This is a genomic window from Acetobacter sp. DmW_043 (assembly GCF_002153485.1).
GTDB lineage: Bacteria > Pseudomonadota > Alphaproteobacteria > Acetobacterales > Acetobacteraceae > Acetobacter > Acetobacter thailandicus.
This window is the reverse complement of sequence record NZ_JOMN01000015.1, coordinates 177484-190929: the sequence shown is the minus strand read 5'-3', so window position 1 is coordinate 190929 and position 13446 is coordinate 177484. Positions and strand designations below refer to the sequence as shown.

The window sequence follows — 13446 nt, the reverse complement described above, 5'->3', positions numbered from 1 at the left end:
TCGAGCTGCTGAGAATTGAAAACAGAGATTATGTGCGGGGCAGGTTTTTCATCATGTTGCGAGTGCTGCCGCGAGGCAGGGGAGATGTTTACCAGTCGCTGAGATCTTTAAATTCGTTCTCGCGAAGGCTCTCCCACATGAGTTTGTATAACTGTATGATATCGATTCTTTTTTGTAAAAAAATTTCTAATTTTAATTTTTGTTTTGTGATTTCTTTGTTCTCTTTGGCAATTTCTTTTTGCTGCCAGGCAATCCAGCCGGCGAAAAGTCCAACGCAGAGCGTCACTACCCCCTGAAAAATCTCTTTCCAGGGCAACCCATGTCTGGTGTCATCAATCAGATGGATTTTGGCCATCTGAAGAGCCGTTGCTATGCTGTTCAGGTCAGAGTTTGCGCAATGAAAAACGAGATCTGACATCCAGGTCTATTCCGCCTGCGTTTCAGTTTCAAACCGCTGTGTCATTTCCTCCAGTGGCCAGCGGGGGCGGGGGCGCGTTGTGCTGTCGTCAGGGTGGGGCAGGCCACGGCGTGCGGCCTCCTGGCAGGTTTCAAGCGCCGCCCAGCCGACCATAACGGCATTATCGGTGCAGAGTTTGAGCGGGGGAGCTGCAAAACGCAGTCCGCGGCTGGCAGCAACGTCTTCAAGGCGTGCGCGCAGCACAGTGTTGGCAGCTACACCACCGGCACACACCAGCAATGTGGCCTCGGGCATCATATCAAAGGCCTGCTGTATGCGGTTGGCTACCACATCAGCCACAGCCTGCTGAAAAGATGCCGCGAGATCAGCCGCGAACCGGTAGGGCAGAGCTGTCTGCCCATAAGGGGCAAGTTTTTGTGACACGGCAGTTTTCAGGCCGGAAAAAGAAAAGTCACATCCCGCACGTCCGGCAAGCGGGCGTGGCAGAGCGATAGCGTCAGGGTTGCCATCACGTGCCAGTTTTTCAAGTGCAGGGCCGCCGGGCCAGCTCAGGCCAAGCATTTTAGCGACTTTGTCAAAGGCCTCACCTGCTGCATCGTCAATGGTGCCGCCCAGTTTGCGGTACTGCCCCACACCCTCAACGGCAATGCACTGGCAGTGTCCGCCCGAGACGAGGAGCAACAGGTAGGGGAATGGCGCACCACCAGGTACCAGCCCGGGCAGGCGTGCCGTCAGGGCATGGGCTTCAACATGGTTCACTGCAACGAAGGGCTTATTCAGGGCAAGTGCCAGACCTTTGGCAAAGCCCGTACCAACAATCAGCCCGCCAATAAGGCCCGGGCCGGTGCTGGCTGCAATAAAGCCGATATCCTCAGGGGCCATGGCAGCGTCTTTCAGCGTCTGGCTGACAAGGCCGGGAAGGAGTGCCAGATGCGCGCGGGCAGCAATTTCAGGCACAACTCCGCCAAAATCTGCATGGCCATCCTGCGAGATAAGACGTTGCGCAAGGCAGGTACCGTCAGGAGCCAGAATGGCGCAGGCGGTTTCATCGCAGGAGGATTCTATGGCCAGAACCGGGCCAGCAATGCCGGTGTGCTGTATCGACATTATTCTGCGCCTTTAGTGTGAGGGCGGATCTGTGCCCCGTTATGCCAGATGTTCATAGCAGGCTTTCTATACGACAGAAAAAAAGCTGTCAGCTGTCATTATCTGCCTTCTGCTCTCTCGTATTGTGCGGGCGTGGCCTGTATAAGGCAAACGCCGGGGCATGTCGTGGGTCAGATGATGTGTGGCGGTGCGGCTGGCTGGCTGGGTTACAAATTTTTCAATCCTGCCGGGCATTATGGCTGCTTGTCTTTTCATTCTTTCTGGTAATAGACAGGACTCATGGATTCAGCCTCACCCTCCTCACCAGCCCTTTCGCCCGCTCTGCAGAAAATTGCAGCAGAAGCAGCTGCCCGCCAGAAAAAGACAACCGGACATGCTTCGCGCAGCCAGCTGCCTTTGCGGGTCGGTACACGTGGTTCGCCGCTGGCGCTGGTGCAGACGAGGGCTTTCCTTACGATGCTGACCCGGTTTTGCCCGGTTTTGCGTGATATGAACGCATTTCAGGAGCACCAGATCAACACCACCGGTGACCAGGTTCAAAACCGCCGCCTGGCAGAAATTGGCGGTAAGGGATTATTTTCTAAAGAAATTCACGAAGCTCTGTCCGACGGTCGTATCGATTTTGCTGTTCACAGCCTTAAAGATCTCGAAACGGACCTGCCGCCCGGTCTGGTGCTGGCCTGTACTCTTAAACGTGAAGATGCCCGTGACGCTCTGATCCTTGGTCCTGAGTTACGTCAGGCTGACCCGGAGGATCCTTATTCTGCTTTGCCACATGGCGCACTCGTGGGGTGTGCTTCAGTGCGTCGTCAGGCGCAGATGCTTCATGCCAGGCCTGATCTTAAATTTGGTTTGCTGCGTGGCAACGTACAGACTCGTATCGATAAGTTAGCCGGCCGCCAGTGTGATGCGACCCTGCTGGCGCTCGCTGGCCTGCGCCGCCTGGGAATGGCTGAACGCGCTGACATAGTGTTTGACCCCACAGTTATGGTGCCAGCCGCCGGGCAGGGCATTGTTGGTGTAACGGTGCGTGAGGATAATGTTGAGCTGCGCGAGCTGCTGGCTGCGATTGAAGACTATGAAGCCCGTGCAGTCTCCACCGCAGAGCGTGCTTTGCTGGCTGAGCTTGATGGTTCCTGTCGCACCCCTATTGGTGGATATGCACAGTTGATTCCTCTTGTCGCCGGTGAGGAGCCTCAGCTGCATCTGACAGGTCTTGTCGCCAGTGAGGACGGAACCTTCCTGCTTAAGCGTGATATCAGCGGGGCACCGGCAGATGCAGAGCGTCTGGGGCGGGAGCTTGGTAAAAGCCTGCGTGCCGATAGTCCCGCTTCTATTTTTGAAGAATGATAAAAGCAGGCGGGGTTATCGTTACCCGGCCTGAGCCCGGTCTGTCTGAAACGATGCGGGCTGTTGAGCAGGCCGGCTGGCGCGCTTATGCCTCACCCGCGCTGCATGTTATTCAGTACGAAACGGTATTGTCTTCCGTTGCTAATCCGGCAGGTATTATTCTTACCAGCGGTCAGGCTGTTTGCGGGGCACAAGCGATAACAGCTGACAGATGGCTGCCGGTATATGCCGTTGGTGACCGTACAGCACAGCGCGCGCAGGCTGCGGGCTTTCATCGTGTTTGCAGCGCACAGGGTAATGCTGAATCTCTCGTGGCTTTGCTAAAAAAACAGGTCGCTCCGTCTGCCGGAACTTTGCTGTTACTGGCCGGTGACGGGCATGGAAATGCATTGCTTGCACGCCTGCAGGCGGAGGGTTTTGATGTGGTCAGGCACGTGACATACGCGGCCCTGCCTGCAGAAAATATAGATGAAGCGGTTCAGCTGGCTCTTATAAAAGAGGGGATCAGCAATATTCTGTTTTTTTCAGCTGAGAGTGCCAGAGGATGGATCCGTGCTCTGTCTCCCGGTGCGGCATTGATGCAGGCAAGAAAAACAACGGCTCTGGTTATTTCTGAAAAAACGGCAGAGGTGCTTCTGGCTGCCGGCTGGCAGCATGTCAGGGTCGCTTTGCGGCCTGATGCACAGTCTGTTTTGTCATTACTTGAGCATAAGTAAAAGCTCAGTGTCAGAATAACCTCCGGAACACGTAGTTCCGGAGGTGGCATTCATACCACGACTCAGGCGTTGCCTGCGGTCTGTGGGAATTCTGCGCGTTTGCTCTGCCACAGAGCAACGAAGTCGATTGGCTGCAGTACGATAGGCGGGAAGCCACCATCACGTGTTACATCACTGATGATGTTGCGTGCATACGGGAAGATCAGACGAGGCACTTCAACCAGCAGAATAGGTTCTACCAGGTCATCAGGTGCATCGGTCAGGGTTACAACGGCGGCATATGTCAGATCTACAATGAAGACTGTGCGCCCGGCAGGAGCATTAGCACCTTCAGGAGCTTCTTTTGCATCAGCTTTAATTGTCAGAATAACTTCGTAAATCGCCTGGTCGTTCTGCAGGCGGTTAGCCTGAACGTCAATATTCACTGAAATGTTGGGCTGAGATCTCAGGGTTGCAAAAATTTCTGCACCTGCAGGGACCTCGAAAGAGAGGTCTTTTGTGTATTGCAGGTTAATTGCCAGAGGTAGTGCAGGAGGTGTTACCTGTTGAGAGTCGGACATAAAAAAAGCAACTTTCTTGGTAGTTTATAATAAAAATTAAGACCACAATGAACACCCGCTCCCACTCCTTAAGCGGAGCCGGTTCAGGCTATGTGCTTATGAGGACATGCTCCGTCTGCATCTGCAAGAGGGAGGAGCAAAGAAAAAGCCTTCAGGCCTCGTTTCCTGTATATACCGCATGAGCCCTTTCAATGTAGCTGAGAAAACGGCTGTTTTACAGAGACTGATGCTGCCAGTCGCCATTTTCAAGGCTGTCACCACTAAGTGCCAGTAAAAACCACCAGTGTGATACAACCAGTGTCTGTGATGTATCGGGTTGTGTGCGCATAAACGCTTTGAACTGGCGCACCCGGTCCTGCAGCTGGTGGTCACTCTCAGGGTGGCCAGACCACCATTTTTCATCGAGGTGACTGAAATCAAGACCTGGCCAGGCTTTTGAAAGCGTCGAGGCTGGTGAGCCTGCGTCGCATGAGTAAAGGTTGCGTTCGCGTAGCAGAGGCATAATCTCGGGCGTTATGTTCAGAGCCTGTGCCAGAGGTGCTGCGGTTTGTAATGTGCGGGTAAAGGGTGAGACCAGAATACGCGTGACAGATCCCTGCAGCTCACTGACAAGTTTAAGGGCATGCTCTTTGCCCTGAGTGGAAAGAGAGGGGTCGGGCGTTCCGGGGTCACGGCCTGTTAGGCTGTAAAGCCGGTTGAATTCGCTTTCACAATGTCGCAAAACAATCATGGCTGTCAGATTAGAAACATAAGATGCTGCTCTGCAAGGGGCTTGTCGGAGAAAAGCGTATAGCTGATGTATGCTTTAAGATTGTGTCAATTGATCGCCCTGGTTATGCTTGCTGTATTAATCAGGTTTGTAAGTGCACAGAAACGGGCGTGTAAAAAATGAATTTTTCTTTCGATCGTTTGCCGGTCGATCTCATATTTTTTGCTCTTGTAGCGGTATTTCTGGTGTTGCGTCTGCGCAGTGTTCTGGGGCGACGCACGGGGATACAGCCTGCGCCTGTACCACCTGCTTTACGGACCGATGTAAAAAATACACCAGCCGGGCCTGCGCCTGAGCCTGTTGTGCCGCGTGTGGCTTATCAGATTCCGGCAGATAATACGCGGGTCGGCCAGTTGCTTGGTAATGTGCGTCAGTATGATAGCGAGTTCACCCCTCAGCAGTTTTTGACCGGGGCACAGGCTGTGTTTGCGCAGGTTGTTGAGGCTTATGCTACAGGTAACCGGGATGTTTTACAGTTGCGTCTGACCCCGGGGGCCTATGCGTCTTTTGATAAGGCTATTACAGCGCGTGACGCCGCTTCGGAGAAGCAGACAACCCTGATTAAAGCGATTTTCTCTATGGGTATTGAGGATGTGCGTCTGAATAACCAGGACGGCGGGACGCTGGCTTCGATAGATGTAAGGATCATTTCTGATCAGGTTAGTATGATCACAGGAGCGGACGCTTTGCCTGTTGCTGGCACAGATGCCGTAACAGAGTTTTCTGACCTCTGGACTTTTGAGCGTTTGCTTGGCTCTCCTGGCAGCACGTGGCGTCTGGCTGCAGCACGTAGCGCCTGATATTTAATAACACTTTAAATGAACCACAGGTGCTTATGGCTGTGCCTGTGGTTTTTATTGTGGTTTATGCGTAAAAAATAGTATAATGTTTAAAAGTTCAGAACATTAATGGTCATTATCTGATCGTTTTGTATGATCGTTTTTATCAATGAAAATTTCAAAAATAATCTGTTTGACGGTTTTCATGCGGTGAACGCAAATACGTCAGACAGAATGTAGTATTTTTCAGGAGTTCAGGTTTTGCGTAGAGCTATTGCAGTTTTGGTGGGTGTTGGCGTGCTGGCTTATGGCGGTACGGTCGCATATCTCACACATTTTGATCGTGAGACGGCCCCAAAGCTTTCGGCTTCTTCTCCTTCATCGAAAGATCTCGTTGCGCAGGCTGCGTTTAATGCTCTGGCTGAGGCGCGCTGTGACTATTGTCATGCAACAAATCGCAATCTGCCATTTTATTTTCATCTGCCGGTGGCAAAGCAGCTGATGAGTAAAGACCTCAGAGAGGGGCTGCGCCATTTCCGCATAGAGCCGGTTCTTGCCGCTATGCAGCAGGGCAAGCCTCCGACAGAGGAGCAGCTGTCGCGTATTGAAGAAGTTATTACGCAAAATCGTATGCCTCCAACGCTCTACCTTCTGATGCACTGGCATGCCCATCTTTCTGATGTTGAGCGTCAGTCAATTCTGCGCTGGATCGAAGATACACGGCGTAAATATTATTCTGACACAGGTGCTGTCAGTAAATTTGAAGGGCAGCCTGTGCGCCCAATTCCGGCTGCAGTGCTGACAGATCAGGCAAAGGTTGCTTTGGGTCAGCAGCTCTTTTTTGATAAAAAGCTTTCAGGTGATGGCACAATCAGCTGTGCAAGCTGCCATGATCTTAACCATGGCGGGGTTGACCATCTGGTTACAGCAACCGGCATTGGAGGGCAGAAGGGGCCAATCAATGTGCCAACGGTGTATAATGCCTATTTCAAAATTGCGCAGTTCTGGAACGGCCGTGCGCCAGACCTCGCGGCACAGGCCGCCGGTCCGGTTATGAATCCGCTTGAGATGGGTTCGCATGACTGGAAAGAAGTTGCCGCAAAGGTAATGGCTGACCCACATTACATGGATCTGTTCCATGAAGCTTATGGCCCTGATGCAGAAGTCGATGAGAATACGATAACAGGGGCAATTGCTGAATTTGAAAAAACATTACTGACCCCCGATAGTCCTTTTGATGCTTACCTTAAGGGCAATGAGTCAGCCATTAGCGAGCAGGCCCGGCGTGGGTATGCTAAGTTTAAGTCTGTTGGCTGTTCCGGCTGTCATAACGGAGTTGCACTTGGTGGTGGTGCCTATGAGATTATGGGTCTTGAAGGGGATTACTTTAAAGATCGAGGCGGCCCGATGACTGATGCTGATCTGGGGCGTTATACTGTAACGCATAAGGAAGAGGACCGGTCGCGTTTCGTCGTGCCAACACTGAGGAACATTGATCAGACAGCGCCATATTTCCATGATGGCAGTGTGAAGACCCTTGAGGAAGCTGTTCGTCAGATGGCACGCTATCAGACACCAGATACTCACATCTCAGATCAGGATGTGGCTGATATCGTTGCCTTTCTCAAAACGCTGACAGGGCGTTATCAGGGCAAGTCACTGGCCGGGATGGGCCATAACTGATAAAGCATGAGGTCTCCCGCACAGTCGCGTCAGTGCGGGAGCAGGTAAGGGAGAGAACAGGTTGTGGCGAGGTGGCGGCAGTTAGCTGAAGAAGAAAAAGTGTTATGGGGCCGCGTGATGAGCGACGTTGTGCCTTTGCGTAACGCTGCTGATGATGCTGTTAAGGACTGTACTGCCACGCAGATTTCAGAGCCTGAAAAGAAATCCGCCCGCCAGGGTAAAAGCCACGCCGGGGCACCTTATTTTCCATCTGAGGTACTTTCACGCGACCATACTTTCCCGGCTTTTTTTGCGCCTGTTTCTCCTGCCTCGGCACAGGTGCAGCGGCAGATACACCCGGCTGATAAAATCGGGCGTCGGAGTCCTGGTATAGATGATCAGAGCTGGCGCAACTTTGAGCAGGGTAAGACACGCGTTCAGCGTCGCCTTGATCTGCACGGTCTGGTTGCGCAGGAGGCTTATCATCGTCTGCTTGAGTTTATGGATGTTTCTTATCGCCAGGGCCTGCGCTGTGTAGAAATTATTACCGGGCTTGGTTCAGGTGGAGAAGGCGGCATCCTGCGGCGTGAGCTGCCATTCTGGCTTGACCGCCCTGAGCTGCGGGCCCGTATGCTTGGTGTGGTGTACCCCCATGCAGCAAACCGGGGAGCCGTAAAAATATTACTGCGTCGTCGTCGTGTTTAGTGCAGGTTTGTTACTCGCCTGAGCATCGCGCCAGCGTGGTATATTGAGTGCCAGCCAGCGTCGCAGAGTTATGGTTGTTAAAGTGTCTGCTTTTGTCGCAGCATAAAGTGCCATACAGTCAGCACCTGTTTTAATAACTTCATTTTCTGCTCTGGCGTGATTTCTGATGTCAGGTAAGGCCGCCAGTTCCTGACAGGCCTGTCGCCAGTGTGCGACTGTTTCCGGTGCAGACAGAAAGGGCATCATTAAACCGGCGCATAATGTACTTGCTGTTGTTGCTGTGCTCCAGACTTTATAAAGCGGGCTGGTAAAGGCGCGCGGGCGTTCCTGCATGCAGATGCTGCCGAAAACAGGCGGCAGCTCGGTGTCAGGCAGATTATTTTTATAAAGACAATTTGTAAAAAGAGGCCTGAAGCCTTTTTCTTTCAGGCTGGCGATACGTTCAGCATAAGCAGAATCAACGGGTAACTGAATGATATCAACTGCGCCTGACAGCAGAGCTTCAATAGCTGATTCTGGTGTGCCAAACCCTGTCAGGGGTAAAGGATGCAGCTTAAGTAGCTCAAGTGCCAGAAGGGAGGGGAGTTCTCTGCCGGTATATCCTGAAACTGCAACACGCAAAGGGTGCTCTTTCAGTATGGCAGAGAAAGAGCGGTGCAGAGAGATACGACCAACAGTAACGGTTGGCTGGTAGCTCAGAAAGGTCGGAATCCAGCGCTGATAATCATAGTGAACCCGCGAGTCGCCACCAAGCTCAGCAAGAATAACCGTACCCGGCACAACCAGCCCGGCAGGAGGTTGTATCTGCATCTGCTGAACTTCAAACAGGTTGGCTGCGGTAATGCCGTCCCATCCCAGAGTGTTTTTGAGTTTGAAAGCAGGTAAGCGTAGTCTCTCAGCCAGGGAGGGTGCAAGAAGATCAGCCCATTGCCCGCATATGCTATCTGCCATGCCTGCGACAACGAGGCATTGTGCTCCGGTGGTTGCAGCATAGGCTGTGTGTCTTTTCTCCGGCAGCAGAGCGTTAACAGATGCAGCACAGAGACCGGCCGAGGTATTTTTCAGCAAACGTCGGCGTGAAAAAGTCCGGGGTGCATTATGCTGCGTAGTGTTACACGGCACGAGGGCAATTCTCCTTTATCAGGGGTGAACGTCAATTCTGCCTGAGATGTACTCTTATAAAGTTTTTTTTAAATGAAAGAGCATAATTTTTCTGAACGTTTTTTAGGGTTATGGCCATTTCACTTCTGGTGGCATGCTCATCAGAATTGCTTCGGTGTGGCCGCCGGTTTTCAGGCCAAATAATGTGCCGCGGTCATGCAGAAGGTTAAATTCGACATAGCGCCCGCGGCGAATGAGCTGTGCTTCGCGGTGTTCTTCACTCCATGGGAGTGTCATGCGTTGCTGCACGATGGCCGGATAACTCTCAAGGAAGGCAAGGCCAACGTCTTTTGTAAAAGCGAAGTCTGCCGCGACATCACCACTGTTGAGACGGTCATAGAAAATACCTCCAAGACCTCTGGGCTCATCGCGGTGAGGCAGGAAGAAATATTCATCACACCATTTTTTAAAGCGGGGATAATAACCGGGGTCGTGTTTCTCACAGGCATTTTTCAGAGCGTTGTGAAAAAGTTCAGCATCATGAGCGGCCTCATCAGAGGCAGGGAACATCGGAGTGATATCACCACCACCGCCAAACCAGCCCTGTGTGGTGATAATCATACGGGTGTTAAAGTGTACAGCCGGCACCAGCGGGCTGCACATATGAGCAACCAGACTTATGCCGGTAGCAAAAAAGCGGGGGTCTTCTGCTGCCCCGGGAATAGTCTTAGCGAAAGCCGGGGTAAATGTTCCCTCAACTGTTGAGACATTCACGCCTACTTTTTCAAACACACGCCCTGACATCAGACTCATAGTGCCACCGCCGCCGGGCGAGCCATCTTCATTCTGACGCTGCCAGGTTTTTCTTTTAAACTGCCCGGCTGCTGTACGTTCCCTGAGCACAGGTGTTTTGCGTTCACAGCTCTCCTGTTCGATCTGCTCAAAGGCTGTACAGATTTTATCGCGGAGGGATTCAAACCACAGTCGGGCTTCCGTTTTGAGGGCAATATGCCCGGAGGCTGAATGTTGTGTGTCTGAGGTCATGCCGGTGTTCTTTTGCTCTTTTGAGTGCAGAGATGAGAAGCTTCCCGCTAAGGGTTATGTTTGTTTCATCGCGGTCTGTCATCATTTTGTAAAGATTTGTTTTTCTTTTCGTTTTTTGTATCGCTATTTTTGAAAATATTTTTATGTCTCATTTCTGGCAGAGTTTATCGTCATATCCGCTTTTATGTCAGGCTGATTTCTGAGCAGGACGGCAGGTATTTTAGGCCTGATGAAGTAAAGGTCTGACGCAACAGGGCAAGACATGATATCTGTTTGCGGCATTAATAAGGGCTGAAAAGCCCGACCACTCTGGCAGAGAAGAAAATGTCCGGCGAACAATCTGCGCAGTCTTCAGAGAATACAGAGCGCAAAGACGCGCATAGTCTGTCTGGTTTTATCAGAAATTATATGAGTTTTCCTGTGCCAGGTGACCTTAACCTGCTCTGGACTCTTGGTGCTGTGCTGCTGGTGGTGCTGGCACTGATGATAGCAAGCGGTTTATTGCTGGCAACGTCTTACACGCCTGATGCGTCTCTGGCATTTAGTTCGGTTGAAGCCCTTGAGCGCCGGGGTGCAGCAGGCTGGCTGCTCAGGGCTATTCATACCACCGGAGCCAGTTTTTTTATGGCAGCTCTCTATATCCATATGTTTCGGGGGTTGTGTTATCGCTCTTATGCCGCATCACGCCGGGCGATATGGCATAGTGGCGTGACGTTGTTGCTCATGGCGATGATGACAGCTTTTGCTGGTTATGTGCTGCCATGGGGGCAGATGTCCTACTGGGGTGCCGACATCGCAGGTAAGGCCGCAGGGGCGGTTCCTGGTGTCGGGCCATTGCTTGAATCGATTTTTCTGGGAGGGGATAGCCCCGGTTCTCCTACATTGCGCCGTATGTTTGTGCTGCATTTTACTATCGCATTCAGCATTGCCGGTCTTGTGGCTTTGCATATCGCTATTGTGCACTTTAAGGGCAGTAGCAGCCCGTCAGGCAGCAAAGGGCAGGGCCGTGAGCGTATGCTGTCTTTTCACCCCTATTTCACTGTGAAAGACGTATTAAGTATCCTTGTCTGTGCACTGGCTTTTGTAGCTGTAATGTGCTTCTGGCCTGGTCTGGTGACAGAGCCAGAGAATTATCGCCCTGCTAACCCGCTGCACACTCCTGCCAGCATTGAGCCTGAATGGTATTTCCTGCCGTTTTACGGGATGTTGCAGGCTATTCCTTCAAAATTTGGCGGCCTTGTGCTCTCAGCAGGGGCTGTACTGATTTTGTTTTTTGTTCCGTCCCTGGACGATGCGCCTGTTGACGGAAGGCCGTGGGGGCGCATGCATGTTCAGTCGCGCATTGCCCTGTGTATGCTTATTGCATGTTTTGTTGTGTCTGGCCTTGCCGGTAAGCACCATGTGCAGGGTGACTGGTTGCTGGTCGAGCGTATCGCTATGGCCGGGTATTATGGTTATTTTCTCATTTTTCTGCCTCTGGCAGCTCGTTCTCAGAAAGCTGATCTGCCTGATGAAGTGGAAGACTGAGCGATGTTTGTGAAAAAATATCTCGTTATCGCATCCGTGTTCTTTGCAGCCGTGCAGGGTGCAGGCTGTGCAAAGAGTGCTGACGCACAGTCCTCTTTACTGCCTCAGAAAGCCCCGCCTCAGCACTGGTCGTTTGAGGGGCCTGTCGGGCATTTCGATCTCAGCGCTGTGCAGAGAGGCTACGCAGTTTTTGCAAAAGTATGTTCAGCCTGTCACAGCCTTAAACAGGTCCACTTCTCCGACCTGAGCCAGACGGGTCTGACGCCTGAGCAGACAATTGCTTTAGCTGAATCCTGGCAGATCGCTGCAGGTCATGATGAAGCAGGACATTTTAAGTTTCGTAAAGGGTTGCCCGACGATTTTCTGCCTTCACCGTATAGTAGCCCTGCTGCGGCCCGTGCAGCGAACGGAGGGGCTGTTCCTCCTGATCTGTCACGTATAGGTCTGATTCATCCCGGCGGGGCAGACCGTATTTATGCTATGCTGACAAGCTATGGTGAGCCTGTTGGGGGGGAGAAAGCGCCGCGATACGCTAACCCTTATATGATAGGGCATATTACGGCTATGCCACCGCCACTTCATGACAATGCTGTCTCATTCACGGACGGTCATCCTGCTACTGTACAGCAGCAGGCGCATGATGTGACGACCTTTCTGGAGTGGGTTTCTGAGCCGCATCGTGACAGTAAACGCCGGCTGGGTGTTGGCGTTGTGCTCTATCTGTGTTTTCTCATCATTATATTTGTTATCCTGAAGCGGAGAATCTGGTCTCATGTCAGAAAATAAGAGTGTAGAGCCTGTTATTGGTCTTATCGGTGGTTCAGGCCTCTATGATATTGATGGTCTTGAGAACAAAGAGTGGCGTACAGTGGAGACGCCATGGGGAGCACCATCTGACCAGCTGCTGTTCGGGCGTTTCGACGGCGTGAAATGTGTATTTTTGCCCCGTCACGGACGTGGGCATCCTATCCCGCCTTCACGTCTCAACTACCGGGCAAATATCGCTGCGATGAAAATGTCCGGGGTCACAGACATTGTTTCTCTGTCGGCTGTTGGCTCCCTGAAGGAGGAGCTGCCTCCTGGTCATTTTGTTATTGTTGATCAGTTTATTGACCGTACGATCTGGCGTGAAAAAAGCTTCTTTGACACAGGATGTGTTGCTCATATCTCTATGGCAGACCCGCTTTGCCCTCGTATAGGCAGTGTGCTTGAAACCCAGGCCAGAGCGCTGGACCTGAGTGTTGTGCGTGGCGGTACTTACCTCGTGATGGAAGGCCCGCAGTTTTCGACACGTGCGGAAAGTGAACTTTATCGTTCATGGGGGTGTTCTGTCATTGGTATGACCAATATGCCGGAAGCGTCTTTAGCGCGTGAAGCTGAAATGTGCTACGCGACAGTTGCCATGGTTACAGATTATGACTGCTGGCATGAAGAGCATGATAATGTGACAGTAGATAGCGTTATCAAAATTATGCAAAAAAACTCTGCAAATGCGAAGGCACTGGTTAAAGCCGTTATTCCTGCGCTTGGTCAGCGGCGTGACCTGTGTTTTGCCGGGTGTGACCGTGCACTTGAGCACGCACTGATTACAGCACCTGAAGCGCGTGACCCTGCTTTACTGGCCAGGCTGAAAACGATTGCAGGTCGTGTCCTTACAGTATGATAATAAATTGTTACCATACGTGACAAAGAGATAGAGAGCGTTCAT

At 51.9% G+C, this 13446-nt stretch carries 15 protein-coding genes; 8 read left to right on the top strand and 7 right to left on the bottom strand.

What is annotated here, in order from left to right; translation table 11 throughout:
- Positions 1-88: 88 nt before the first annotated feature.
- From HK11_RS06235 to HK11_RS12325, 3 genes are all read right to left on the bottom strand, one after another.
- Entirely contained in the window at positions 89-355 is a 267-nt protein-coding gene (locus HK11_RS06235; protein WP_143216354.1) for a hypothetical protein, read from the bottom strand.
- A 69-nt stretch (positions 356-424) separates the two neighbouring features.
- The gene (gene tsaD / locus HK11_RS06230) at positions 425-1525 is read right to left on the bottom strand and encodes a tRNA (adenosine(37)-N6)-threonylcarbamoyltransferase complex transferase subunit TsaD (protein WP_086554466.1); all 1101 of its coding nucleotides are present in this window, start codon (positions 1523-1525) and stop codon (positions 425-427) included.
- A gap of 66 nt (positions 1526-1591) precedes the next feature.
- Positions 1592-1759: a hypothetical protein gene (locus tag HK11_RS12325; protein ID WP_158092788.1), complete on the bottom strand. Its 168-nt coding sequence runs from the start codon at positions 1757-1759 to the stop codon at positions 1592-1594.
- A 45-nt stretch (positions 1760-1804) separates the two neighbouring features.
- On the opposite strand from HK11_RS12325, the gene hemC reads away from it, so the two are divergent.
- Both hemC and HK11_RS06220 read left to right on the top strand, forming a co-directional pair.
- Positions 1805-2875, top strand: a complete 1071-nt coding sequence (gene hemC / locus HK11_RS06225) for a hydroxymethylbilane synthase (RefSeq protein WP_086554465.1) — start codon at positions 1805-1807, stop codon at positions 2873-2875.
- Complete coding sequence (locus HK11_RS06220; protein WP_233133344.1) at positions 2872-3591, top strand: uroporphyrinogen-III synthase; 720 nt, start codon at positions 2872-2874, stop codon at positions 3589-3591. Before hemC ends, HK11_RS06220 begins: the two co-directional genes overlap by 4 nt.
- Before the next feature lie 62 nt (positions 3592-3653).
- Here the strand turns inward: HK11_RS06220 and secB are convergent, their stop codons facing one another.
- A complete protein-coding gene (gene secB, locus HK11_RS06215; protein WP_086554464.1) occupies positions 3654-4151 on the bottom strand; it encodes a protein-export chaperone SecB in 498 nt (165 codons plus the stop codon).
- 214 nt (positions 4152-4365) lie between these two features.
- Positions 4366-4881 carry a histidine phosphatase family protein gene (locus HK11_RS06210; protein ID WP_086554463.1) on the bottom strand — a complete coding sequence of 172 codons (516 nt, stop codon included), beginning with the start codon at positions 4879-4881 and terminating at the stop codon, positions 4366-4368.
- Positions 4882-5039: 158 nt separating this feature from the next.
- Between HK11_RS06210 and HK11_RS06205 the strand changes: the two genes are divergently transcribed.
- From HK11_RS06205 to HK11_RS06195, 3 genes are all read left to right on the top strand, one after another.
- Positions 5040-5720: a Tim44/TimA family putative adaptor protein gene (locus HK11_RS06205; RefSeq protein WP_086554462.1), complete on the top strand. Its 681-nt coding sequence runs from the start codon at positions 5040-5042 to the stop codon at positions 5718-5720.
- Positions 5721-5960: 240 nt separating this feature from the next.
- Positions 5961-7382: a cytochrome-c peroxidase gene (locus HK11_RS06200; protein ID WP_086554461.1), complete on the top strand. Its 1422-nt coding sequence runs from the start codon at positions 5961-5963 to the stop codon at positions 7380-7382.
- Positions 7383-7445: 63 nt separating this feature from the next.
- The gene (locus HK11_RS06195; protein ID WP_369822925.1) at positions 7446-8066 is read left to right on the top strand and encodes a Smr/MutS family protein; all 621 of its coding nucleotides are present in this window, start codon (positions 7446-7448) and stop codon (positions 8064-8066) included.
- Here HK11_RS06195 and HK11_RS06190 read toward each other — a convergent pair.
- Entirely contained in the window at positions 8043-9188 is a 1146-nt protein-coding gene (locus HK11_RS06190) for a hypothetical protein (RefSeq protein WP_086554460.1), read from the bottom strand. The genes HK11_RS06195 and HK11_RS06190 overlap by 24 nt on opposite strands.
- A 108-nt stretch (positions 9189-9296) precedes the next feature.
- Complete coding sequence (gene hemF, locus HK11_RS06185) at positions 9297-10211, bottom strand: oxygen-dependent coproporphyrinogen oxidase (protein ID WP_086554459.1); 915 nt, start codon at positions 10209-10211, stop codon at positions 9297-9299.
- Positions 10212-10535: 324 nt separating this feature from the next.
- On the opposite strand from hemF, the gene HK11_RS06180 reads away from it, so the two are divergent.
- Genes HK11_RS06180 through HK11_RS06170 form a run of 3 tightly spaced genes read left to right on the top strand, consistent with a single transcriptional unit; the run spans position 10536 to position 13401 of the window.
- Complete coding sequence (locus HK11_RS06180) at positions 10536-11738, top strand: cytochrome b N-terminal domain-containing protein (protein ID WP_086554458.1); 1203 nt, start codon at positions 10536-10538, stop codon at positions 11736-11738.
- 9 nt (positions 11739-11747) lie between these two features.
- Positions 11748-12524 (top strand): cytochrome c1, encoded by a 777-nt coding sequence (locus tag HK11_RS06175; protein ID WP_233133343.1) that lies wholly within the window; start codon positions 11748-11750, stop codon positions 12522-12524.
- Complete coding sequence (locus tag HK11_RS06170) at positions 12511-13401, top strand: S-methyl-5'-thioadenosine phosphorylase (protein WP_086554456.1); 891 nt, start codon at positions 12511-12513, stop codon at positions 13399-13401. The genes HK11_RS06175 and HK11_RS06170 overlap by 14 nt, the downstream gene beginning before the upstream one ends.
- Positions 13402-13446 lie beyond the last annotated feature (45 nt).